The organism is Ruegeria pomeroyi DSS-3 (assembly GCF_000011965.2).
Classification (GTDB): Bacteria; Pseudomonadota; Alphaproteobacteria; order Rhodobacterales; family Rhodobacteraceae; genus Ruegeria_B; species Ruegeria_B pomeroyi.
This window is the reverse complement of the sequence record NC_003911.12, coordinates 3,340,297-3,362,236: the sequence shown is the minus strand read 5'-3', so window position 1 is coordinate 3,362,236 and position 21,940 is coordinate 3,340,297. Positions and strand designations below refer to the sequence as shown.

23 protein-coding genes are annotated in these 21,940 nt (G+C 65.8%); 12 read left to right on the top strand and 11 right to left on the bottom strand.

Features of this window, described 5'->3' with window-relative positions:
* Positions 1-95 precede the first annotated feature (95 nt).
* From SPO_RS23455 to SPO_RS15960, 4 genes are all read right to left on the bottom strand, one after another.
* A complete protein-coding gene (locus SPO_RS23455; RefSeq protein WP_011048843.1) occupies positions 96-1,787 on the bottom strand; it encodes a cytochrome b5 domain-containing protein in 1,692 nt (563 codons plus the stop codon).
* Between the two features lie 240 nt (positions 1,788-2,027).
* The gene (locus tag SPO_RS15970; RefSeq protein WP_044028673.1) at positions 2,028-2,471 is read right to left on the bottom strand and encodes a MaoC family dehydratase; all 444 of its coding nucleotides are present in this window, start codon (positions 2,469-2,471) and stop codon (positions 2,028-2,030) included.
* Positions 2,472-2,573: 102 nt separating this feature from the next.
* The gene (locus SPO_RS15965; protein WP_030003252.1) at positions 2,574-3,449 is read right to left on the bottom strand and encodes an HAD family hydrolase; all 876 of its coding nucleotides are present in this window, start codon (positions 3,447-3,449) and stop codon (positions 2,574-2,576) included.
* 80 nt (positions 3,450-3,529) lie between these two features.
* A complete protein-coding gene (locus SPO_RS15960) occupies positions 3,530-4,447 on the bottom strand; it encodes a GlxA family transcriptional regulator (protein ID WP_011048840.1) in 918 nt (305 codons plus the stop codon).
* Between the two features lie 103 nt (positions 4,448-4,550).
* Here SPO_RS15960 and SPO_RS15955 point away from each other — a divergent pair, with 103 nt between their 5' ends.
* On the top strand, positions 4,551-4,958 hold the full coding sequence (locus tag SPO_RS15955; protein WP_044028672.1) for a GFA family protein: 408 nt from the start codon (positions 4,551-4,553) through the stop codon (positions 4,956-4,958).
* A gap of 119 nt (positions 4,959-5,077) precedes the next feature.
* On the top strand, positions 5,078-5,773 hold the full coding sequence (locus tag SPO_RS15950; RefSeq protein WP_011048838.1) for a hypothetical protein: 696 nt from the start codon (positions 5,078-5,080) through the stop codon (positions 5,771-5,773).
* A gap of 54 nt (positions 5,774-5,827) precedes the next feature.
* On the opposite strand, the gene SPO_RS15945 is transcribed toward SPO_RS15950, so the two are convergent.
* The 3 genes from SPO_RS15945 to SPO_RS15935 all read right to left on the bottom strand — a co-directional run bounded on the left by SPO_RS15945 (position 5,828) and on the right by SPO_RS15935 (position 8,832).
* The gene (locus tag SPO_RS15945) at positions 5,828-6,748 is read right to left on the bottom strand and encodes a manganese-dependent inorganic pyrophosphatase (protein WP_011048837.1); all 921 of its coding nucleotides are present in this window, start codon (positions 6,746-6,748) and stop codon (positions 5,828-5,830) included.
* A 102-nt stretch (positions 6,749-6,850) separates the two neighbouring features.
* Positions 6,851-7,834, bottom strand: coding sequence for a TraB/GumN family protein (locus tag SPO_RS15940; protein ID WP_044028670.1), 984 nt, complete (start codon positions 7,832-7,834; stop codon positions 6,851-6,853).
* Between the two features lie 14 nt (positions 7,835-7,848).
* The gene (locus SPO_RS15935; RefSeq protein ID WP_044028668.1) at positions 7,849-8,832 is read right to left on the bottom strand and encodes a TraB/GumN family protein; all 984 of its coding nucleotides are present in this window, start codon (positions 8,830-8,832) and stop codon (positions 7,849-7,851) included.
* A 115-nt stretch (positions 8,833-8,947) separates the two neighbouring features.
* Here SPO_RS15935 and SPO_RS15930 point away from each other — a divergent pair, with 115 nt between their 5' ends.
* Positions 8,948-9,655: a DUF2161 domain-containing phosphodiesterase gene (locus SPO_RS15930; protein WP_011048834.1), complete on the top strand. Its 708-nt coding sequence runs from the start codon at positions 8,948-8,950 to the stop codon at positions 9,653-9,655.
* On the opposite strand, the gene truA is transcribed toward SPO_RS15930, so the two are convergent.
* Complete coding sequence (truA, locus tag SPO_RS15925; protein WP_011048833.1) at positions 9,610-10,398, bottom strand: tRNA pseudouridine(38-40) synthase TruA; 789 nt, start codon at positions 10,396-10,398, stop codon at positions 9,610-9,612. The two genes, SPO_RS15930 and truA, sit on opposite strands and share 46 nt — an antisense overlap.
* Before the next feature lie 261 nt (positions 10,399-10,659).
* On the opposite strand from truA, the gene SPO_RS15920 reads away from it, so the two are divergent.
* From SPO_RS15920 to SPO_RS15910, 3 genes are read left to right on the top strand one after another with little or no spacing between them, the layout of a single operon-like run.
* Positions 10,660-12,045: a YcjX family protein gene (locus SPO_RS15920; RefSeq protein ID WP_413243707.1), complete on the top strand. Its 1,386-nt coding sequence runs from the start codon at positions 10,660-10,662 to the stop codon at positions 12,043-12,045.
* Positions 12,042-12,482 (top strand): GNAT family N-acetyltransferase, encoded by a 441-nt coding sequence (locus SPO_RS15915; protein WP_011048831.1) that lies wholly within the window; start codon positions 12,042-12,044, stop codon positions 12,480-12,482. The genes SPO_RS15920 and SPO_RS15915 overlap by 4 nt, the downstream gene beginning before the upstream one ends.
* On the top strand, positions 12,479-13,477 hold the full coding sequence (locus SPO_RS15910) for a YcjF family protein (protein WP_044029346.1): 999 nt from the start codon (positions 12,479-12,481) through the stop codon (positions 13,475-13,477). Before SPO_RS15915 ends, SPO_RS15910 begins: the two co-directional genes overlap by 4 nt.
* 94 nt (positions 13,478-13,571) lie before the next feature.
* Here the strand turns inward: SPO_RS15910 and SPO_RS15905 are convergent, their stop codons facing one another.
* Positions 13,572-13,979, bottom strand: coding sequence for a group III truncated hemoglobin (locus tag SPO_RS15905; protein ID WP_011048829.1), 408 nt, complete (start codon positions 13,977-13,979; stop codon positions 13,572-13,574).
* Positions 13,980-14,104: 125 nt separating this feature from the next.
* On the opposite strand from SPO_RS15905, the gene SPO_RS15900 reads away from it, so the two are divergent.
* Entirely contained in the window at positions 14,105-14,815 is a 711-nt protein-coding gene (locus tag SPO_RS15900) for a VIT1/CCC1 transporter family protein (RefSeq protein WP_011048828.1), read from the top strand.
* A gap of 19 nt (positions 14,816-14,834) precedes the next feature.
* Here the strand turns inward: SPO_RS15900 and SPO_RS15895 are convergent, their stop codons facing one another.
* Complete coding sequence (locus SPO_RS15895; RefSeq protein ID WP_158454185.1) at positions 14,835-15,320, bottom strand: hypothetical protein; 486 nt, start codon at positions 15,318-15,320, stop codon at positions 14,835-14,837.
* Between the two features lie 327 nt (positions 15,321-15,647).
* On the opposite strand from SPO_RS15895, the gene ileS reads away from it, so the two are divergent.
* The 5 genes from ileS to SPO_RS15870 all read left to right on the top strand — a co-directional run bounded on the left by ileS (position 15,648) and on the right by SPO_RS15870 (position 21,263).
* Positions 15,648-18,560: an isoleucine--tRNA ligase gene (gene ileS / locus SPO_RS15890; protein WP_011048826.1), complete on the top strand. Its 2,913-nt coding sequence runs from the start codon at positions 15,648-15,650 to the stop codon at positions 18,558-18,560.
* Position 18,561: 1 nt separating this feature from the next.
* On the top strand, positions 18,562-19,524 hold the full coding sequence (locus SPO_RS15885) for a P1 family peptidase (protein WP_011048825.1): 963 nt from the start codon (positions 18,562-18,564) through the stop codon (positions 19,522-19,524).
* Between the two features lie 139 nt (positions 19,525-19,663).
* Positions 19,664-20,116 (top strand): methylated-DNA--[protein]-cysteine S-methyltransferase, encoded by a 453-nt coding sequence (locus SPO_RS15880; protein WP_011048824.1) that lies wholly within the window; start codon positions 19,664-19,666, stop codon positions 20,114-20,116.
* Positions 20,117-20,184: 68 nt separating this feature from the next.
* Positions 20,185-20,643: a hypothetical protein gene (locus tag SPO_RS15875; RefSeq protein ID WP_011048823.1), complete on the top strand. Its 459-nt coding sequence runs from the start codon at positions 20,185-20,187 to the stop codon at positions 20,641-20,643.
* Positions 20,640-21,263 (top strand): class I SAM-dependent methyltransferase, encoded by a 624-nt coding sequence (locus tag SPO_RS15870; RefSeq protein ID WP_011048822.1) that lies wholly within the window; start codon positions 20,640-20,642, stop codon positions 21,261-21,263. Before SPO_RS15875 ends, SPO_RS15870 begins: the two co-directional genes overlap by 4 nt.
* Here the strand turns inward: SPO_RS15870 and SPO_RS15865 are convergent.
* Positions 21,229-21,936 (bottom strand): CDP-alcohol phosphatidyltransferase family protein, encoded by a 708-nt coding sequence (locus SPO_RS15865; RefSeq protein ID WP_011048821.1) that lies wholly within the window; start codon positions 21,934-21,936, stop codon positions 21,229-21,231. The genes SPO_RS15870 and SPO_RS15865 overlap by 35 nt on opposite strands.
* Positions 21,937-21,940: the final 4 nt, after the last annotated feature.

Here is a 21,940-nt window from a genome sequence, read left to right as displayed (position 1 = left end):
CAGGTTGGGTAAACGCAGGTTTCTCCATGTTCAAGCGCGACTTGACGGGCGGGGCTGTTTCCAACGCTACACATCGCCCGGACGGGGCGCTCGATTCATGCTGGCGGTTGTATATCATCCGATGTCTCGACCAGTTCGCCGATACAGAAATGCGCCATATGCGCGACCGCTTGCGCGCTGTGATAATCGCCGAACTCGGCGGTTGCCTCCTTGCCCGCATAAATCCGGGCGATGCCCGCGCCGCCGGGGTGATGAGGGGCCCAGGCCGTGATGTCATAGACCTTGCCCGAAACGATGATCCAGCAATCGTCGCGGGTGTTGTGCCGGGCGACCTCGGCGCGGGTCACGCGACGGGCGCCATCGGCCGGAACCTCTGGCCGCCAGAGGCTCTGCGTCGCCTTTGCATGATCCTCTTTCGACGCCTCGCGATAATCCCACGGTCCCCATTTCTTGGCGGGCAGGGTGGGGCCGATGTTGCGGGCGTCAAAGGCATAGATCCAGGCGTCATTCTCGCCGCCGCGCTTGTCATGGGAAAACGCTGGCGTGACACGTTCGTCCAGCCCTTCGAGCAGCGCTTTTTGCGCCTCGGTATCCTTGGGGCGCAGATGATCGAAGGCGAATTTCGATCCCAGCTGGAACCGGCTGGCGCGATAGTGGCGCACCCGTTCATAGTGCAACAGGGCAGTGGCCACGTCGCGGCGGTGCAGGGCAAAGGCGCAGCCAAGCGCGGCGGCATCCTCGAACGCCTGCGCGGCGCCCTGCCCAAAGGTGGGCAGCATCGGATGCGCCGCATCGCCCAGCAGGCAGATGCGCCCCTGCACCCAGCTATCCAGCGCATCGCGGTCATAAAGCCCCCATTTCGTGGGCCGCACCATCGCCCCGGCCAGGGCGACCAGGTCGTCGCGATTGGGAAGCTCGGCAAAGGCTGCGCCGACGTCGCGCGTGATTTCTTCGCGGCTGATGGGAAACCAGTCGCCCTCTTCCTGTTCAAAGGCGGTTGAATCGGGTTCGTAGCGGGCGATCCAGACGTTCAACAGCTCGCCACCCCGCACCCAATAGGTGGTCGCGCCGCTGCGGTCCGTCTTGTGGCGGTCCATGCTGAAAGAGTGGATGGGGTTGTAATCCAGCGGGCTGCCATCGGGTTTGCGCAGCGCCGCCACGGTTTCGCGCGGAATGAGGCCGCGAAAACAGGTGACCTCGGTCCAGCGCCTGGGGCGCGGACTGGGCCAGGCCAGACTGAGAGTGGCCGAGTTGATCCCATCGGCGCCAACCAGAATGTCGCCGGTCGCGGTATGTCCATTGGCAAACGCCGCCGTCACACCGCCTTGGCTTTGCTCCAGTCCGGTCAGCCTGCTGTCCATATGGACGGATATCGGGCAGGGGGTGCCACTGTCGGGGCCGAACTCGAACACCCGCTTGTAGAGGCACATCAGCAGGTCCAGCCGGTGCATGTGATGAAACCCGGCGCCATCGCCGACTGCGGTGACATGGTCGAACGGCCTTTCGGTCACGCTGCCATCGGTGTTGAACTGCCGGGTCGATTTCAGGATCGCGGCCCGGCCGCCATCTATCGCGCCATCCGGTCCTTTGGGATCGCCGCCATCCAGATCGACACCCAGCCAACGGCAGATCCGCGCCCCGTTGGGTGGAATGTTCAGCCCGGCCCCGGCTGTGCTTGGCTGCCTGGTCTGCTCGTAGACCTCGATCGCGGAAAAGACCCCGGATTGCCGCAGCGCCAGGGCGGTCATCAGCCCTCCCATCCCTGCGCCGATAACGATTGCTCGCATCTCGAACTCCACTTCATGAACAAGTTAAGTGAGTCTTGTCCAAACGATAGCAAGTTCAGTCTGGCTTTCAGCAGAATTGTCCTGCGCGCGCTCAATGGGCTGCGATCTGCGCAGGATTGTTCAACCTGTTGAAATGCAGGGGGAAAACGTTACCCGGACTGGGCCCGGGCAGCGCGAGCGACGATCACTTCTTCGTGTGTTGCTGAGGGGCGAGGCGGCGAATGGCAGCTTTGCTGCCGTTCAGTCGAACTTGCGCGAGGGGGCCAGCACCATGGCCTCGCCCACCAGCACCTTCTTGCCATCGACGGCGCAGTGACAGTCCAGCTTGACCCGGCGCTTGGCAAAGTCGATGTCGATCACCTTGACCTCGGCATAGACCGTATCGCCCGGCCGCACGGGGGCAAGGAATTTCAGCGACTGACCCATGTAGACCGTGCCATGGCCGGGCAGCTGCTCGCCGATCACGGCCGAGATCAGCCCGGCGGTCAACATGCCATGGGCAATGCGCCCCTCAAAGATGGTGTCGCGGGCGTATTCATCGTCCAGATGCACCGGATTGCGGTCGGTCGAGACCTGGGCGAACATCTCGATATCCTCGTCGGTCACCTGCTTGCGCAGGTACCGGGTCATACCCATCTCGATATCTTCGATACAGATCGTTCCGCGCGGCAGGTTGTCCAACATGTCACCCTCTCTATCCATGCGGCGGAGTAATTTTGCGTCAGACCCCGCCATACTTGGGCAACTTTATTACTTTGCAGTCGCAGAAAATCAAGCCCTAATTCGTCAGCGAAGTTGTCCGATGGTATAAGTTGGCATGCGGTTTTCCCTGTCCAGATAGGCTGTTAGCGCTGCGGGGTCGGGGCTGTGGCCAGTTTTGGTTTCCGATGCAGCCAGACCGCCCGAGATGAACAGGGAATCAATACCTTCACCCTGGCCACCGGCGATGTCCGTCTGGATGCCGTCGCCGATCGCCAGGATCTCGGAATCGGCAATATCCGCCCCCAAGGACAACAGCCGGCGGCGCGCCAGATCATAGATCGGCGGGTGCGGTTTGCCGAAATAGAGGCTCTCGCCGCCCATCTCGGTATAAAGCCGCGCCAGTGCCCCGGCGCACCATTCGCGGATTTCGCCACGGTCGACCACGATATCGGGATTGGCGCAAAGCAGCTTCATCCCCTTGGTCTTGGCGTAGAGGAAATCGGGCCGGTTCACCGCCGGGTCGGCCATCGGGTCGAAGGGGCCGCAACAGACGATGCCCTCGGCCTCTTGCAGCGGCACACGGGTGATTTCAACCGGGGAATCGAGCAGCTTGAGCGGTTCGAAAAAGCCCGCGTCGCGCTCCCACTCGCCCATGAAATAGACCTTTTGCCCAACTGCGCCGCGGAACATGGCCGAACGCGCACTGTCACCGCTGGTGGCGATGGTGTCATAGGCGTCCTGCGGCACCTTGAACTGGCTCAGCTGTGTTGCGACACCCGCACGCGGTTTGGGCGAGTTGGTGACCAGCACCACGATGCCGCCAGCCGCGCGATAGGCCTGCAACGCGGCGACCGCCTCGGGATAGGCCGTCACCCCGTTGTGGACGCAGCCCCACAGATCGACGAACAGCGCGCGGTAGCGCTCGGAAATCTCGGCAAGGGCGGTGATGATCTGGGTCATGTCTGGGTCCGGCTTTGAAACTGTCGCAAGCGCGTATATGCCGCAAGCGCCCGGCATTGGCCATGGCCAAAGCCGAGTGGTCAGGTGCGAAAGCTTTCCAGCCGCCGACCGGTGCGGCGCGTCATCACCCGCCGCAGGGCGGTGGCATCGCCATATCCGACCCGATGCGCGATCTGTTCCAGGCTCAGCCCGCCCGCCCGGTATAGCCGGATCGCCTCGGTCACCCGCAGGGTCTGGGCAAACTCGCCCGGGGTCATGCCCGCGACCCGTGCCAGACGGCGGGCAAAGGTGCGCGCGCCCAGCCCGGCGGCCTCTGCCAGTTCGGCCAGCGGCACCTGCCGGGCGATATGGCGGCGTAAATGCAGCTCGGCCCGTTGCAGCGCCGGATCGCCCGCCACCAGGGTCGCCACCGACAGATAGGGCAACTGGCTGGGCCGACTGTCGGCCAACAGGAAGCGGCGGCAATCCTCGGCCAGGGCATAGCCCGCCTGGGTCTCGATCAGATGCAGCATCAGGTCGATCTGGGCAAAGGACGCCCCTGCCGTCACCAGCGCCCCATCGCTGTACAGCACCTCGCCCATCTCGACCCGGACCTTGGGGAACCAGGCACGCAGCAGCGGCGCCAGCCACCAGGTTGTGGTGGCGCGGCGCCCGTCAAGCAGACCGGCGGCGGCCAGGGCAAAGACGCCGGTGCAGGCACCGGCGATGCGAGTACCGGGCTGGGCGAGGTGGCGCAGCGCTGCACTCAACGTCGCAAAGGCAGGGCTGTCCATCGCGGCCCGTAGGTCGTGAGCCGAGGCAAGCCCCAGCCCCGGCAGCACTACCAGCCCCGGCGCCGGTGTGCCCGGGCCGACCGCCTCGGGGCGCAGGGTGCGCCAGCGAAACGGCGCCGCCTCGCCGCGCAGCGCGGCCACCCGGTTGGCGCTGTCCAGCATGTCCTCGGCGATGGCCAGGCTGGACCGTTGGCAGGGGGTGGGATGCAGCAGGAGGACGTCCAAGGCGTGTTGTCCATTTCGATCTGGATAATGTCATTCATGACACTAGCCGCCCGTGGCCCCTGCGTCCATCCTGTGCTGCGATACCGACAACAGGAGACCACAAATGAAACTTACGGGCGGATGTTACTGCGGCGCGCTGCGATACGAGGCCGAGGGAGAGCCGATGCTCAAGGCGCAATGCCACTGCCGTGCCTGCCAGAGCTATTCGGGCGGCGCGCCGAACCTGTTCATGGTGATGCCCGCCGCTGGCTTTCGCTATGTCAAGGGCACGCCCAAGAGCTTTCGGCTGGAGGATCGCCCCGACCGCGTGACCCGCGATTTCTGTGCGACCTGCGGCACCGGGGTCGCCTCGCATCGGCCCGGCCTGCCAGCGGTGATCCTGAAGATCGGCACGCTGGACGACCCCGCCCTTTTCAAGGGGCCCCGGGCAGCGGTGTTTGCCGCCGAGAAACAGGCGTTTCACATCATCCCCGAAGGCGTGCATGCCTTTGACGGGCTGCCGCCGACCTGAACCGAGATGCTGCCCGGTGGTTGTGAAGCTGCCGGGCAACCCTGCCCAAGGAGCCCGATTGCAGCGCATCGGTTCTTGCCCCATGTTCGGGACATAAAACCCGACAGGCCCGACCGTTCATGCAGATACTCGAAAGTTCCATCATTGGCCTGAGATCGGCGTGCTATGTTCTCTCTTCTCCGGATTATCAACCCACCGTCACCTTGTTCCCGATGGTGCATGTGGGTGATGAGAGCTTTTTCGAGACTGTCTATCGCGATGCGCTCGCGCATGATTTCCTGTTGGCGGAGGGCGTCAATTCTCCTGTCGTCAAACAGCTGACCAGAAGCTATCGCTGGATGGCGTTCGACCGGCTGGGCCTGGTTCTGCAACCCAGTATCAAGGGAAGGTCGGGCCGGGCGCAGATCATCCATGCTGACCTGTCCGCCCGGGAATTCGAGGAGGCCTGGGCAAGGCTTCCGCTATGGCTGCGGCTCGTGGCGCCTGCCCATTCGACCGGCGTCGGACTGCATCGCTTCCTGACAATGTCCCGCGACAGGCTTGTTGAAAACAGAGGGATGGACGAGCTGTCCAGCCGCGACGATCTGCTGGGCTGGTCCCCGGACCAAGAGGCGCTGATGCGGGTCATTCTGGATATTCGTGACGAAAGGCTCTGCTCTGTTCTGCTTGGGCTTCTCGAGGCGAACAGGGAGCAGGACGGGACCATCGCGATCGTCTATGGCGCCCGACATATGCGCGCTGTGCTGCGTCTGTTGGTGCAACAGGGCTCTTTCCGCGTTCGCAAGGCCGATTGGATGCCGGTAATCTCGCTCTAGGCCGCAACGCAAAAGGCGCCCGCGAGGGGCGCCTTTTCATCGGTCAGGGCCGGATCAGACCTTGAGGTTCGGGATGATCTGTTTCTTGCGGCTCATGATGCCGGGCAGCACCACGGTGTCGCCCGAGACCGACGCGCCAAAGCTCTTTTCGGCGACGGTCTTGACCAGGTCGTTGGGCACCAGCAGGGTGGCTTCCTCGTTCAGGATGTCGATCACGAACAGCAGCACCTGATCGGCGCCGTCTTCCTTGGCCACGTCGACCATCGAGGCCATCAGGCTGTCCTTGCGGTCCAGCAGCACCTTGGGCGCGGTGGTTTCCAGAACCGAGACCCGGAATTCCTTGCCGTCGACATTGTACTCTTTCGAGTCCATCCGCAGCAGCTCGGCATCCGAGAAGGACGACACATCCGACTTGGCCGCGAACATCTCGGCGGCATAAGCGGGGATGTCGATGCCCAGATCGGCGGCCAGTTTCTCGGCCACGGCGCGGTCATGATCGGTGGTGGTAGGCGAGCGGAATTCCAGCGTGTCAGACAGGATGCAGGTCAGCGCCGCGCCCTTGATCGCCTCGGGCATTCGGGCGGCATCGTCACCCATCAGGTCGACCATGATGGTGGCGGTGCAGGCCAGCGGGCGCAGGGTGATGTCGATCGGGCCCTTGGTTTTCAGCCCGCCGATCAGCGCGTGGTGGTCGATGATCTGGCGGATATCGGCGTCGTTGACGCTGGCGGGCAGTTCGGCGGGGTTGTTGGTGTCGACGATCACCACCGGGGCGCCAGCCTCGACATCGGCGATGATCGCGGGCTTGTCCAGACCCCAGCGGCTCAGCATGAAGGCGGCTTCGGTGTTGGGTTCGCCCAGCAGCACCGGTTTGGCCGCCTGTCCCGCTACCTCGGTCAGATACCAGGCCCAGACGATGGGCGATCCGGTGGAGTCGGTGTCGGGGGATTTGTGGCCGAATACCTGAATGGTCATGTGTCTATCCTGCGAATGGTCGAATTTGCGCGCCTTATAGGGGCGCGGGCAAGGCTTGTCACGGGGCGCTGTGCGGGCTGCGACCCTTGGTCTGGCGGCCGATCAGAATTCGGCGCGGCTCAGACTGTATCCCGCTTCGCTCAACAGGTTCAGCAGCCCCTGGTCCCCCGGCAGATGCGCGGCGCCCACCGCGATCACCGCGGTCTGGTCGCGAATCTCCAGGATATGGCGCATCCAGTTGCGGTTGCGCCCTTCGACCAGCTCCAGCATGAAGCTATCCCAAAGCGGGTCGAATGCTTCGGGCGTCAGGCCGCTGCGCGTCATCGCGTCATGTCGCGAGAATTCCATGAACGCGCCGTTTTGCTCTTCGAAATAGATCGCGCTCAGGGTTGCCAGCTGGTCGGCATCGGCGCCCAGCATGGCCGAGAACATGTCCATCTCGCGGGCCTGCTGTTCGATCGGGGTGGCGGTGAACAGCGCCAGCAGTTCGGCCCCGGTTTCCAGCGAGTGCTGCGGCAGGCCATGGCTGTCGGCCAGGGCCGCCAGCCGCCGGTCCATGCCCTGTTTCGCCTTGGGATCGCGCAGCAGGCAGGGCGGCAGCGACAGGATCGAGCCCAGCACCCAGGGCTGCATCTTGGCGCCTATCCAGGCCGGCACGTTCCGCTCGGCCAGGGCGCGGGCGACCCGGTTCCATCCCTCCTCGCTCATCAACTCGATCAGGGTGGGGCCTTCGGTGATCAGCGCCACCTTGGGGTTGCCCATCACCTCGCGCTCGAACGCGGCGAGATCGGGTGTGTTCAGCTCGAACCAGACCGCATCGGCGCCCGCGATCACCGGTTCCAGCCGCGCGGCGGTGGCCTCCATGCGGGCATCGTTCACATGTAGCGTACCGATCAGGTGCAGCACCGTGTCGTCTCGCGTCGCGGTCCAGTGATTGCCCTCGGGAAAGGGGATCGCGGCGGCGGCCTGCTCCATCTCGGTGCGCATCTCGGGCGACAGGTCGTCCCGCAGGTCGCGCCCTTCACAGGCGGCTTGGGCGGTGAAGGGCGTCAGAACCAACAACAGGGCAGGTAGAAATCGCAGCATAGGTACTCGCAAGGTCAGAAATCGGCCCGGCTCAGGCTGTAGCCCTGCCGTTTCAACAGGTTCAGAATGCCGGTCTTGCCCGGCAGATGCGCGGCGCCCACCGCCACCACCAGAACCGGCGCGTCCGAGGCCAGGATCACGGGCATCCAGGCCCGGTTGCGCCGGTCCAGGATATGGGCGTCGAACTGGCGCAGCAGGCGCGTCACCTCGCTGCGCGAAATTTTCAGGTCACGGTAAAGCGTCCAGCTTTCGATCAGCATCGCCTCGGCCAGGCGCTGTTCGAAATAGGCATTGGCCATGGTGACGACCTGATCGTCGTAATTCACCTCGCTCTTCAGATCGAGCAGCAGCAGCTGGATCTGATCGCGGATCGGGATCGCCGACAGCGCCCGCATCCCGTCGCCCACGTTTTCCAGCGAGCCGATCGGCACCTTGGCCCGGATCGCGATCTTCTCGATGCGGTCGTCAAGGCCGCGATAGGCGAACAACCCGCGCCCGCCACAGCCCGAGGTGGACAGGCTCATCGAGATGAACCAGGGCTGCATCCGCGCCAACACCCGTTCATCGACCCCGTGCATGGCCATCCTGACGCTGAGCAGGCGCCAATCCTCGGCGCGCATCATCGTGTCCAGACCGGGCCCCTTGGGGATGGTGAGCAGCCCGGGCGTACTGCGCAACACGGTGTCGAGCGTGGCCAGCTTTTGCTGGGTCACCTCAAGCAGGACCGCATCGGCCGACCGGATCACCGGTGTCAGATTGCGCATCGCCGCCCGCATCCGGCTGTCGCCGGTATGCTGGGTGCCGATCACATGGATACGGCGGTTGCCTTTGGTGGCGACCCAGTGATTGCCATAGGCAAATGGAACCTGCTTGATCTCGCGCGTCAGCCGCGCCTCGGCTTCGGGCGTCAGCCGGTCGCGCATGTCCGTACCGGTACAGCGGGCCGCCGCCCCGCCCGCCGCCAAAAGGCAGAGGCAGATCACAAAGACGCGAAACATGACGAGGCTCCTGCAATTTCCGGCTGTTTTCACAGCTAGGCCGCCAGCACCGGGCGGGCAAGTCCGCGCAAGGGCAGCGATTGTATTGCGGCGGTGATGTGCCTAGCCTGCAACCATGCAACGAGAGCAGGATCTCTACCCGCCGCTCAAGGCGATGTTCGAGCGGCAGGGATATGTCGTCAAGGGCGAGGTGGGCGCGGCCGACCTTGTGGCACGCCGCGGTGACGAGCCGCCGGTGATCGTCGAGATGAAGCTGCGGTTTTCGCTGTCGCTGTTCCATCAGGCGGTCGCCCGGCTGGCGCTCAGCGACAGTGTCTATATCGCGGTGCCGCGCCCGAGCGGGCGCACGGCGCGGCGGGCGCTGCGCGACAATCTGGCGCTGTGCCGGCGGCTGGGTCTGGGCCTGATCACCCTGCGCGCCGATGGCCGGGTCGAGGTGCAATGCGACCCCGGCCCCTATCGCCCGCGCAAGTCCAAGGCGCGCGAAGGGCGGCTGCTGCGCGAGTTCGACCGGCTGGAGGGCGACCCCAACGCGGGCGGCGCCACCCGCCACGGCATCGTCACCGCCTATCGCCAGGATGCGCTGCGCTGTGCGGCATGGCTGGCGGAACAGGGCGCGTCACGCGGCGCCGTTGTGGCGCGCGCAACCGGTGTCGCCGCCGCGACCCGGCTGATGCGGGACAATCACTATGGCTGGTTCGAACGGGCCGAAAAGGGCGTCTATACCCTGACCGAGGCGGGCCGGGCCGGGCTGGTCCACTGGGCCTATAGCTGGGATCAGGAGGCGGCGGACCTGTCGGCGGCAAAGACCGGCTCGGGATAGCCCACCCGCGCCAGATAGAGGCCCTGCGGCGGACAGACCGGTCCACAGGCGGCGCGGTCGCGTGCCTCCAGTGCACTGCGCACATCCTCGGGCGCCCATGCCCCCGCGCCCACGCGCTCCAGCGTGCCCACGAAACTGCGGACCTGATTGTGCAGGAACGAGCGCGCCCGCACGTGGAACCGGATCTCGGGACCCGAGAAGCTCTCCACCGCCTCGACGCGCAATTCGTCCAGCGTCTTGACCGGGCTGGCGGCCTGGCAGATCGACGAGCGGAAGGTGGTGAAATCGTGCCGGCCCAGCAACAGATCGGCCGCGGCCTGCATGGCGCGCGCGTCCAGCCGGTGCCCGACCTGCCAGACCAGACCGGCATCATGGGTCGCCGGCGCCCGCCGCATCAGCAGGCGGAACAGATATTGTCTCTCGGTAGCCGAAAAGCGGGCATGCCAGTCCTCGGCCACCCGCGCGGCGGCGGTGATCGCCACCGGCTGCGGTTTCAGGTGATAGTTCAGCGCCTCCGACAGGCGGAACGGGTCCCAGTCGCGGGTCAGGTCGCAATGGGCCACCTGGCCCAACCCATGCACCCCCGCATCGGTGCGGCCGGCCGCAGCGATGGTATGGGGCCCCGGTTCCAGCCGCGCCAGGGCCGTCTCGATGGCGCCCTGAACCGAGGGCAGGTCCTTCTGCCGCTGCCAACCGGCAAACGGGGTGCCCAGATATTCGACTTTCAATGCATAGCGTGGCATGGCCGCGCTGGTACCCTGCGCCTGCCGCCCTGTCCAGTGGGGCGCTGCCCCCGCCGCCGCAAGCAGCACCTACCCCGGCGTATTTCGGGCGGAACGAAGCAGGGGCGCATGGGCTTCTTTCTGGTTCGAAATACTCCGGAGCGCGAGGCGGAGCCTCGCAAAAAACATGGCAACCCTAGCAACCGGGCGATGCGCTCTTTATCTTGGCGGTGAAACAGGCAGGGGCAGAACTTGGTCATCACCACCATCGCAGACCGCGTGATGCGCGGCGTCGAGACCGTTTCGGATACGCTGAGCGAGGCGCTGTTCGAGCCGGTGATCCGGCTGGGCGTGACCGGGCTGGCGCGATCGGGCAAGACCGTGTTCATCACCTCGCTGGTCGCCAACCTGCTCGACCGGGGCCGCATGCCGGGCCTTGTCGCGGCGCAGGAGGGGCGGATCGAGGCGGCGTTCCTGCAACCCCAGCCTGACGACACCGTGCCGCGTTTCGACTACGAGGCGCATCTGGCGGCGCTGACCGGCCCCGCGCCGCACTGGCCCGACAGCACCCGCGCCGTGAGCGAGCTGCGCCTGTCGCTCAGGGTACGGCCCGGTGGTCTGCTGGGCGGCTTGCAGGGGCCGCGCACCGTGCATCTGGATATCGTCGATTATCCCGGCGAATGGCTGCTCGACCTCGGCCTGATGGACAAGAGCTTCGAGGACTGGTCGGCCGGGGTGCTGGCGCGCATCGGCCCCCGACCCCAGGCGGCGGCCTATCTGGCGGCGCTCGAACCCGTCGATCCCACCACGCGCCACGATGAACCGCAGGCGCAGGAACTGGCGCGGGCCTTTACCGCTTATCTCGAGGCGGCGCGCGGGGCGGGGTTTTCCGACTGCACACCGGGGCGCTTCCTGTTGCCGGGCGATCTGGCCGGCTCGCCGGTGCTGACCTTTGCGCCGTTGCCGGTGACGGGCGCCGCACCGCGCCGCTCGCTGCACCGGGAAATGGCCCGCCGGTTCGAGGCCTACAAGGCGCAGGTGGTGCGCCCCTTCTTTCGCGATCATTTCGCTCGTATCGACCGGCAGGTCGTGTTGGTCGATGCGCTGGGCGCCATTCACAAGGGCCCGCAGGCGGTCGAGGACATGCGCCTTGCGATGGCCGATATCCTGGGCGCCTTCCGGCCCGGGCGCAACGCCTGGCTGAACCGGTTGCTGCTGGGGCGCCGAGTGGACCGGATCCTGTTCGCCGCCACCAAGGCCGATCACCTGCATCACAAACAGCATCCTCAGCTGACCGCGATCATCGAGGCGCTGACCCGTGAAGCGCGCGACCGGGCGCAGTTCGCCGGCGCCGAAACCGCCGCGCTGGCGCTGGCCGCGTTGCGCGTCACCACCGAGGAGATGCGCGCCCATGACGGGCGGGACCTACCCTGTGTGCGTGGCTCCTTGCTGGAGGATGGACGCCAGGCGGCCTTCTACCCCGGTGCCCTGCCCGAGGAGCCGGGCCAGCTGCTGAGCCCGGCCCGTGCCGGGGCCGAGACATGGTTGGGGGCGGGGTTCAAGGCGATGAGTTTTGCGCCCGCGCCGCTGCAGCTGAAGCCGGGCGACGGGCCGCCGCATATCCGGCTTGACCGGGCGGCGCAGTTCCTGTTCGGGGACCGGCTGTGAGCGCGGCGCTGCGCCCGGCCCGGCCCGGTGATGCCGAACCGACCGGAGACATCCTCTATCGGTTCGCTCAGGACACGCCCTGGATGCCCAAGCTGTATCAGCGCGACGAGACGGTCGGGTTTTGCGGCGTCATGATCGCGCGCGGCTGGGTTACGGTTGTGGTTCTCGGAGGGCAAGTGGCCGGGTTCATCGCCCGTGACGGGCAGGAGATCTGCTCGCTCTACCTTGCAAATGCGGCGCAGGGGCAGGGGTTGGGCACGGCCCTGTTGGCTGATGCAATGGGGCAGAGCGACCGGCTGGAACTCTGGACCTTTCAGCGCAATACCGGGGCGCAGCGTTTCTATGCGCGGCACGGCTTTGTCGAGGCCGCCCGCACCGATGGCGCCGGCAACGAAGAGCGCCTGCCCGATATCCGCTATGAATGGAGACGGTCATGACCCAGGGTCCGGTCCTGTTCGACCTGAAGGACGAGAAGACGCCGCCACCCGCGGTGGTCGAGGCGCCACCGGTGCCCGATACGGATCGCCCGCAGGGCGCGGCCATGTTGGCCGCCGCGCGTGTGGCGGCGCGGCGCCCATCGCGCCTGGCGCGCTGGTTCTGGGGGCTGGCCGCTGCGCTTTTGGGGGCGGTGATCTCGGTTGCGGCCTGGGATTTTGTCACCGGGCTGATGGAGCGTGTCCCGGTGCTGGGCTGGGTCATGACCGCGCTGCTGGCGGGGTTCGTGCTGGTGGCGCTGCTGATCGCGCTGCGGGAACTGGCGGCGATCGGGCGGCTGGGCCGTGTCGACGGGCTGCGCCGGGCCGCGGATGCCGCACTGGCCGAGAACGATCTGGCGCAGGCGCGCGCGGTGTGCCGAAAACTCGATACCTTCTATCGTGGTCGCGAAGAAACCCGTTGGGGCCGCGAACGGCTGGCCGAACGCGCAGGCGAGCAGTTCGAGGCGCACGATTTGCTGGCGCTGGCCGAGGACAGCCTGCTTGCGCCGCTTGATGCCGAAGCGCAACGCGAGGTCGAGGCGGCGGCGCGCCGGGTGGCCACCGTCACCGCGCTGGTGCCGCTGGCGCTGGCCGATGTGGTGGCAGCGCTGGCCTCGTCGCTCCGGATGATCCGGCGGGTGGCCGAGATCTATGGCGGCCGCTCGGGGGTGCTGGGCAGTTGGCGACTGACCCGCGCGGTGATGGCGCATCTGGTGGCAACCGGAGCCGTCGCCGTGGGCGACGATCTGCTGGAAACGGTGCTGGGCGGCTCGGTCCTGAGCAAACTGTCGCGCCGGTTCGGCGAGGGGCTGATAAACGGCGCGCTGACCGCCCGCGTGGGGGTCGCCGCGATGGAGGTCTGCCGGCCATTGCCGTTTTCGGCGCGGCGCAGACCCTCGGTCCGGGGCGTGGTGCGCCGCGCCCTGACGGGGATTGTCGGCAAGACCAGTGGCTGATCTGAGGTGGTAAAAGGGGGCGCTGCCCCCGCCTACAAAATTCGTCGAATTTTGTAGGCCCCCCCGGAGCACTTTGCGCGAAACGAAGAAGGGCTCAGAGAAACAAGGGCACTTCGTCCGGTTTCTGTCGCATCGAGGTGAGGCCCATCTTCAGCCCATGGCCGATCCGGTCGGCCAGCGCGCCCCAGCGGGCGGCGGTCTCGGCGGCAAGTTCTTGGGTCAGGACCTCGTGAAACAGGGCAAGCCAGAGCGGGAAGTGATCGGGCCGGATATCGGGACGCGAGACATGCACCCGCATCGGGTTGCCGTCATAGCAGCGTTCTTTCAGGATGGCGTTGCGCCAGAAGGCGGCGATGCGCGCCTCATGTGCGGGCCAATCCCGCACATGGGCGGCAAAGACCGGGCCCAGCTCGGCATGGGTGCGGATACGGGCGTAGAAGACCCGCACGACATGGTCGATCTGGGCGGGCGTGATCTGGAACAGGGGCAGGGGGCTGGGCATGGATCTCTCTTTTCCGACTGTTAAAGTCGGATATGGCGCCGCCCCCGGCAAGTGCCATACTGTCACAGGCGCGGCCTTGATCTGGAACAAGGACACCTGCGCCGGGGCAAGAGAAACGGGGCGTCATGACAGAACACGGACATAGCCCGCAAGAGGTCTCGCAACGCATCGGCGCCCCACCGGGGCGTGGGGTGCTGCGCGATGTCGTCTATGGCGGCATCGACGGATCGGTAACCACCTTCGCCATCGTGGCGGGTGTGGCGGGGGCGGGGCTGTCGCCCTTTGTCATCGTGGCGCTGGGGTTGGCCAATGTGCTGGCCGACGGGTTTTCCATGGCGGCGGGCAATTACTCGGGCACCAAGGCCGATCTGGACAACCTGCACCGCCTGCGCGCGATCGAGGAGCGCCATATCGCCCATTACCCCGAGGGCGAGCGCCTGGAAGTGCGCGAGATCCTGTCCCAGAAGGGCCTGTCGGGCGAGGTGCTGGACCAGGCCACCGATGCGATCACCGCCGATCGCGAGAACTGGATCGCGCTGATGATCGACGGCGAATACGGGCTGGGCGGGGTCGATCCGCACCCGATGCGGGCGGCGATCGCGACCTTTCTGGCCTTTCTGGTGGCGGGCATGATCCCGCTGGTGCCGTTTCTGCTGGGCCTGGCCGAGGCCTTTACCGTTTCAGCCTGGATGACCGGGGCGGTGTTCTTTGCCATCGGCGCGCTCAAAAGCCGCTGGTCGCTGGCGCCCTGGTGGCGGTCAGGGCTCGAGACCCTGGCCATAGGCGGGACTGCTGCGGCCATCGCCTATGGGGTGGGGACCCTGTTTCAGGGCTGACCCGTCCGCACCGTTGGCGCTATTGCAGCTCGATCTTCAACGGATAGCCATAGACATCCTGCGATTTGTCGCGCTGGCTGGCCTGGCTGGCGGTGACGGCGGCGCCGATCAGACCGTACCCCACAAGGATATGTGCCGCTGCCGCTGTCGAATAGGCTTGCTGCGTCAGGTTCACCGGCTTGACGGTCTCGTCGAATTCAAACTGATCCGACGTGCAGCGCACCCGCATCGGCGGTGTCTTGGTGCCATAAGAGGGCAGATTGACCTCACTCGGCACCTGGACCTCGGCAGTGAAATGGCTGCTGCTCAGCTGGCAGGTCTTGGGGTGAAAGGCCGGCGGCACGGCAGAGTAGGAGCGGCTGTCGGGAAAGGTGATCCGAACCGGTGTGATCGTTTCCGGGGCCGGTGTCTTGCCCGCAGCGCTCAGCTGCACCGTATCGGACAGGCTGAGCGTTGTATGTCCGACAGGGGTGGCCGGTTCGTTGCAGGCGGCAAGGGTTGTCATCAGGGCAAGGGCGGAAAGGGACAGAAGAGGTTTGTTCATGATGCTCGAAGTCTTGGATAGCTGGTTGCCCCTTGGAATGCGCAATCGGGAATGCGATTGCAACCCCGTTTGACGCTAAAGCGCGTAAGGCGCCCGGCTGTGTCACAACGGCGCTTTCCCCCCGTGCGGGAATTGCCTATAAGGCGCCCATGACCCACCGTGCGGCCATCATTATTCGAATTACCTCCCCGGCGCTCTGACCAGATCGAGACGCCGGGCAAAGGTGCTTGAGCCATCGCACCGAACCGAATATCCCCCAACCGACATGATTGCCAAAGGACGCCCGAGATGTGCGCCGACACGACCGCTGAAACGCCCGAATACAAAGACACGCTGAACCTGCCGAAAACCGATTTTCCGATGCGCGCCGGATTGCCCGCGCGCGAGCCGCAATGGCTGGAGCGTTGGGAGAAGATCGGCGTTTACGACCGCCTGCGCGAAAAGCAGGGCCGCGCGCCCTTTACCCTGCATGACGGCCCTCCCTATGCCAACGGCCACCTGCATATCGGTCACGCGCTGAACAAGACGATCAAGGACATGATCGTGCGCAGCCACCAGATGATGGGGTTCGACGCGCGTTACGTACCCGGCTGGGACTGTCACGGCCTGCCGATCGAATGGAAGATCGAGGAACAGTACCGCAAGAAGGGCAAGAGCAAGGACGACGTCAACGTTGTCGAGTTCCGTCAGGAATGCCGCCGCTTTGCCGAGGGCTGGATCGACATCCAGCGCGAAGAGTTCAAGCGCCTGGGCATCACCGGCAATTGGGCCGACCCCTATGTCACCATGGACTATCACGCCGAGGCGGTGATCGCCGACGAGTTCATGAAGTTCCTGATGAACGGCACTTTGTATCAGGGTTCCAAACCCGTGATGTGGTCGCCCATCGAACAAACGGCGCTGGCCGAGGCCGAGGTCGAGTATCACGACAAGGAAAGCTTCACAATCTGGGTGAAGTTCCGGGCGGTGAACAGCGGCGATCTGGACGGTGCGCAGGTGGTCATCTGGACCACCACGCCCTGGACCATCCCGTCGAACAAGGCGGTGGTCTATGGCAAGGACATTGCCTACGGCCTCTACGAGATCACAGGCACGCCCGAGGAATGCTGGGCCTCGGTGGGTGACAAATACATCCTTGCCGACAAGCTGGCCGATGACGTAATGCGCCGCGCCCGGCTCGACCCGGACATGTATCGCCGTGTCGGTGATGTGGATCCGTCGCAGATCGGCGGTCTGACCCACCCGCTGCACGGCGCCGAAGGCGGCAATGGCGAGTGGGACGATATCCGCGATTTCCGCGCTGCCGAGTTCGTGACCGATACCGAGGGTACCGGGTTCGTCCATTGCGCCCCTTCCCACGGGATGGAGGAATTCGAGCTTTACCGCGATCTGGGCATGCTCGAGCAGGTCATCACCTATAACGTGATGGACGATGGCTCGTTCCGCGCCGATCTGCCGTTTTTCGGCGGCAAGTACATCCTGTCCCGCAAGGGCGGCGAGGGCGATGCCAACAAGACGGTGATCGACAAGCTGGTCGAGGTCGGCGGGCTGCTGGCACGCGGCAAGATCAAGCACTCCTACCCGCATAGCTGGCGGTCGAAGGCGCCGATCATCTATCGCAACACGCCGCAATGGTTCGCCAGCGTCGACCGGCCCGTGAACGACGGGCAGGACAGCTATGGCAAGACCATCCGCGAACGCGCGCTGACCTCGATCGATCAGCTGGTGAAGTTCACCCCGCAGACCGGGCGCAACCGGCTCTATTCCATGATCGAGGCGCGGCCCGACTGGGTGCTGTCGCGCCAGCGCGCCTGGGGCGTGCCGCTCACGTGTTTCACCCGCAAGGGCGCGCTGCCGACCGATGCGGACTTCCTGCTGCGCGATCCGGCGGTCAACGCCCGCATCTTTGCCGCGTTCGAGGCCGAGGGCGCCGATTGCTGGTATGCCGAGGGCGCCAAGGAACGCTTCCTGGGCAACGACTACAAGGCTGATGAATGGGATCAGGTGTTCGACGTGCTCGACGTCTGGTTCGACTCTGGCTCGACCCATGCCTTTGTGCTGCGCGACCGCGAAGACGGCACCGCGGACGGCATCGCCGATGTCTATATGGAGGGCACCGACCAGCACCGCGGCTGGTTCCACTCCTCGCTGTTGCAGGCCTGCGGCACGCTGGGTCGCGCGCCCTATCGCAACGTGGTCACGCACGGGTTCACCCTCGACGAGAAGGGCATGAAGATGTCCAAGTCGCTGGGCAATACCATCGTGCCCGACGAGGTGGTCAAGCAATACGGCGCCGATATCCTGCGGCTCTGGGTGGCGCAGACCGACTATACCGCCGACCAGCGCATCGGGCCCGAGATCCTGAAAGGGGTGGCCGACAGCTACCGCCGTCTGCGCAACACCATGCGGTTCATGCTGGGCTCGCTCTCGGATTTCACCGAGGCCGACCGGATCGAGGATCCGGCCGAGATGCCGCCGCTGGAACGCTGGGTGCTGAGCCGGATGGCCGAGCTGGATGAGCAGGTGCGCAAGGGCTATGCCGGTTTCGACTTCCAGGGGGTCTATAGCGCGGTGTTCAACTTCGCCACCGTGGACCTTTCGGCCTTCTACTTCGATATCCGCAAGGACGTGCTCTATTGCGACGGCGACACGACGCGCCGCCGGGCGGCGCGCACGGTGCTCGACCTGCTGTTCCACCGGCTCACCACCTGGCTGGCGCCGATCCTGGTGTTCACCATGGAAGAGGTCTGGCTGGAGCGCTATCCGGGCGAGGGCAGCTCGGTCCATCTGGTCGATTTCCCCGAAACCCCGGCCAGCTGGCGCAACCCGCAGAACGAGTCCAACGTGGCCCGCGTGCGCCGGGTGCGCCGGGTGGTGACGGCGGCGCTGGAAATCCAGCGGCGTGACAAGGTGATCGGGTCGAGCCTGGAAGCCGCCCCCGTGGTGCATGTCGAGGATGCCGAGACCCGCGCCCTGTTGGCGCAGATCGACATCGACGATCTCTGCATCACCTCGGGCCTGACGGTCAGCGCCGATCCGGCGCCTGCCGAGGCCTTCCGCCTGCCCGAAATCGAGGGCGTCGGCGTGGTGTTCGAAATGGCCGAGGGCGAGAAATGCCAGCGCTGCTGGAAGATCCTGCCCGATGTCGGCCGCCACGCCCATGCGGGCGTCTGCGGCCGCTGCGACGCGGCGCTGGGCTGAGATGCCCCGCGCCCGTGATCTGGGCCTTGCGATCGGGCGGTTCCCGCCCGGTCCGCTAAACGCGATCACCGATGTGGGGCAGGTGGCCGTGGGCCACGTGACCCTGATCGAAGGTGACCGCACCCGCACTGGCGTCACCGCCATCCTACCGCATCCGGGCAATGTCTTTGCCGACCGGCCCCGCGCGGGCCTGTCGGTGCTGAACGGGTTCGGCAAGTTCGCGGGCGCCACCCAGGTGCAGGAACTGGGCGAGATCGAAACGCCGATCCTGCTTACCAACACGCTGGCGGTGGGGCGCGCGGTCGAGGCGCTGGTGCGGTACACGCTGGCGCAGCCGGGCAACGGACATGTCACCTCGATCAACGCGGTGGTGGGCGAGACCAATGACGGGCGTCTCAATGACATCCGCGCGGCCCGGCCGACAGTGGCCGAGATGTTGGCGGCGCTTGCAAACGCCCGCCCCGGCCCCGTGGCCGAGGGCGCGGTGGGGGCGGGCACCGGCACGATTTCCTTTGGCCTGAAGGGCGGTATCGGAACCGCTTCGCGGCGGGTTGGGGATTACATGCTGGGGGTTCTGGTACAGTCGAATTTCGGCGGCACCCTGCGGGTGGACGGACGCCCCGTCGCGGGCGTGCCCGAGGCGGATGCCGACGGCTCCATCGTACTGGTGATCGCCACCGACGCGCCGCTCTCGTCCCGCAACCTGACCCGGCTTGCCACCCGCAGCTTTGCCGGGCTGGCGCGCATCGGCTCGTCCCTGTCGAACGGATCGGGCGACTATGCGCTGGCCTTTTCGGTGGGGCCGGGTGAGGTGCTGGGAAATGACGCCTGCTCGCCCCTGTTCGAAGCGGTGATCGAGGCGGCGGAGGAAGCCATCCTGAACGCGCTTCTGATGGCGGGAGACATGGAAGGATATGACGCGCGCCACGACCGGCCCTACCGGGTGGCAGGGCTGGTTCTTTGACCCGGGGTTTCGCCGCCTGACGGCGGCGAGCGGGCGAGGGGCGCTGCCCCTCGCGCTCCCCGGAGTATTTAGGGCGAAATGAAGTTGCGTCGGGGCGTGGCATCTTGCGCGCGCGCGACGGCAGGGCCATTGTCGGATCATGCCCAGCCTGACCGTAGATACCCCCACCGGCGCCTTTGTCCTGACCGAGGAAGAGGGCGCGATCACCCGCGCCACATGGGGGCGGGGCGGATCGGATCATACACCGCTGCTCGACCGGGCGGCGGAGCAGCTGACCGAGTATTTCCGGGGCGAGCGCGAGGTCTTTGACCTGCCGCTGCGCGTGCGCGGCTCGGTTCTGCAACGGGCGGTCTGCGATGCGATTGCCGCGATCCCTTTTGGCTATACCCGTACCTATGGAGAGATCGCCCGCGATCTGGGCTCCTCGGCCCAGGCGGTGGGCCAGTGCTGTGGCGGCAATCCGATCCCGGTGATCATCCCCTGCCACCGGGTGATGGGCGCACGTGGCCTGACCGGATTTTCCGGGCAGGGCGGGGTAGAAACCAAGGTGGCTCTTTTGCGTCTGGAAGGGGCTGCGGGCTTGCTCATCTGACCCAGATCAAGGCAAGCTGGGCGGCAACCCGTTCAGATATCCTCCGGAACACGAAACAGGAGACGCATATGACCGATCGCGCCGCGCAGAAACAGGCCGTACAGGACAAGCTGATGTCGCTGGAGGCGGCCGAACTGGCTGCAGCCAAGGCGCATTACGAAGCCTTTCTGAAAGAGGCGCAACTGGGCGACCGCGAGGTGCATGACAAGGACGATCTGGTTGCCTCGCGCGAGAGTCGTGACCTGGCCGCTGCCTTTGATGCGCCGGTGCAGGCCCATCACGCCAAGATCGACGTGATCGAGAACACCGACTTTGCGTTGACCGACACGGTTGGGCCGGGCGCGGTGGTGTCCTTTGGCGGGCGCAACTTCGTGGTCTGCGTCTCGACCACCCGGTTCGAGGTCGATGGCAAGACCTATATGGGGATCTCGATGCAAAGCCCGATCTATCTGGCGATGAAGGACCTGCGGGCGGGCGAGAGCTTTGCCCATAACGGTCAGGATTTCGAGATCGAAGACATCATGTGAGCGAGACCCGCGACTGCCCGGTTCTGCGCGGTTATGCGGCGGCAGCGGAGGCACTGTACGCCGTCTGGGAAGGGCTGAGCAGCGAGGCGGTGCTGGCCCCGGTTCTGGCCGATCTGCCCGCTGAACCCGGGCGCTGTCTGGATCTGGGCGCCGGCAGCGGGCGCGACGCGGCTTGGCTGTCGGGGCGAGCGCATCGGGTCTGGGCAGCAGAGCCGGTGGCGGAGTTCCGGGCGGCGGGGCGGCGCCTGCATGCCGCCGCGGCGATCACCTGGGTCGATGACAGCTTGCCGGACCTCGCGCGGGTACGCGCGCTGGGTTTGCGCTTTGACCTGATCCTGGCGATCGGGGTGTTTCATCACCTGACGCCCACAGCGCAGCAACAGGGGCTGAGCGCCGCTCTTGCGCTGTTGTCGGCGCGAGGCAGGATGATCCTGTCGTTGCGCCATGGGCCAACCCCGCCGACACGTCCGGGCCATCCGGTCGATACCGACGCGTTGGTCGCGACGGCGCTGGAACAGGGGGTGCAGGTTCGACGCCTGATCCGGGACCACCCCTCGCTTTTGCCCGACAATCGGGCGGCGGGGGTCAGAAGGGACTGGCTGTGTCTTTCTCGGGAATGACCATCTGGGCGATACCGGCGAAGATCAGATAGAGGCTGGTCACCACCAGACCCCAATGGGCCCAGCTTTCGGGGTGAAACCCGACCCAGGCGGCCCAGCCTGCGAAAAAGGTCCAGGCCAGTGCCATTGGCAGGGTGATGGCGCGCCAGCGCTCGGTCCGCACCGGGTGCACGAATTTCAGCGGCAGGAACATCGATACCGCCAGTACCGTGACCAGCACCAGGCTGACCCAGAAATTGGGCTCCAGCGCAAAGATCACCAGAACCACCATGTTCCAGCAGCCCGGAAAGCCCGAGAAGGAATTGTCCTTGGTCTTCATCCGCGTGTCGGCAAAATACATGGCGCTGGCGAAGGTGATGATGATGATCGCAAGCCAGCCGGTCCAGCCATCCATCAACCCGGATTTGAACAGGGCGAATGCGGGGATGAACACATAGGTCAGATAGTCGATGATCAGGTCCAGCAACACACCGTCGAACTCGGGGGCATAGGTCTTGACGTGGTAGCGGCGCGCCATCGGCCCGTCGAGCCCGTCGACAAAGAAGGCAACCACCAGCCACAGGAACATCAGGTCCCATTTGGCATCTACCGCCGCCAGCATTGCCAGCATGGCAAAGACGGCGCCGGTGGCGGTAAAGAGATGAACAAGGAGCGCGCGGAACTGAGGTGTCATCCGC

Excerpts from the sequence above, each read along its gene's own strand:
- SPO_RS23455 (WP_011048843.1), bottom strand. The coding sequence starts at position 1,787 with ATGCGAGCAATCGTTATCGGCGCAGGGATGGGAGGGCTGATGACCGCC.
- SPO_RS15970 (WP_044028673.1), bottom strand. The coding sequence starts at position 2,471 with ATGTTGGACAACCTGCCGCGCGGAACGATCTGTATCGAAGATATCGAG.
- SPO_RS15965 (WP_030003252.1), bottom strand. The coding sequence starts at position 3,449 with ATGACCCAGATCATCACCGCCCTTGCCGAGATTTCCGAGCGCTACCGC.
- SPO_RS15955 (WP_044028672.1), top strand. The coding sequence starts at position 4,551 with ATGAAACTTACGGGCGGATGTTACTGCGGCGCGCTGCGATACGAGGCC.
- SPO_RS15950 (WP_011048838.1), top strand. The coding sequence starts at position 5,078 with ATGCAGATACTCGAAAGTTCCATCATTGGCCTGAGATCGGCGTGCTAT.
- SPO_RS15945 (WP_011048837.1), bottom strand. The coding sequence starts at position 6,748 with ATGACCATTCAGGTATTCGGCCACAAATCCCCCGACACCGACTCCACC.
- SPO_RS15940 (WP_044028670.1), bottom strand. The coding sequence starts at position 7,834 with ATGCTGCGATTTCTACCTGCCCTGTTGTTGGTTCTGACGCCCTTCACC.
- SPO_RS15935 (WP_044028668.1), bottom strand. The coding sequence starts at position 8,832 with ATGTTTCGCGTCTTTGTGATCTGCCTCTGCCTTTTGGCGGCGGGCGGG.
- SPO_RS15930 (WP_011048834.1), top strand. The coding sequence starts at position 8,948 with ATGCAACGAGAGCAGGATCTCTACCCGCCGCTCAAGGCGATGTTCGAG.
- truA (WP_011048833.1), bottom strand. The coding sequence starts at position 10,398 with ATGCCACGCTATGCATTGAAAGTCGAATATCTGGGCACCCCGTTTGCC.
- SPO_RS15920 (WP_413243707.1), top strand. The coding sequence starts at position 10,660 with ATGCGCGGCGTCGAGACCGTTTCGGATACGCTGAGCGAGGCGCTGTTC.
- SPO_RS15910 (WP_044029346.1), top strand. The coding sequence starts at position 12,479 with ATGACCCAGGGTCCGGTCCTGTTCGACCTGAAGGACGAGAAGACGCCG.
- SPO_RS15905 (WP_011048829.1), bottom strand. The coding sequence starts at position 13,979 with ATGCCCAGCCCCCTGCCCCTGTTCCAGATCACGCCCGCCCAGATCGAC.
- SPO_RS15900 (WP_011048828.1), top strand. The coding sequence starts at position 14,105 with ATGACAGAACACGGACATAGCCCGCAAGAGGTCTCGCAACGCATCGGC.
- SPO_RS15895 (WP_158454185.1), bottom strand. The coding sequence starts at position 15,320 with ATGACAACCCTTGCCGCCTGCAACGAACCGGCCACCCCTGTCGGACAT.
- ileS (WP_011048826.1), top strand. The coding sequence starts at position 15,648 with ATGTGCGCCGACACGACCGCTGAAACGCCCGAATACAAAGACACGCTG.
- SPO_RS15885 (WP_011048825.1), top strand. The coding sequence starts at position 18,562 with ATGCCCCGCGCCCGTGATCTGGGCCTTGCGATCGGGCGGTTCCCGCCC.
- SPO_RS15880 (WP_011048824.1), top strand. The coding sequence starts at position 19,664 with ATGCCCAGCCTGACCGTAGATACCCCCACCGGCGCCTTTGTCCTGACC.
- SPO_RS15875 (WP_011048823.1), top strand. The coding sequence starts at position 20,185 with ATGACCGATCGCGCCGCGCAGAAACAGGCCGTACAGGACAAGCTGATG.
- SPO_RS15865 (WP_011048821.1), bottom strand. The coding sequence starts at position 21,936 with ATGACACCTCAGTTCCGCGCGCTCCTTGTTCATCTCTTTACCGCCACC.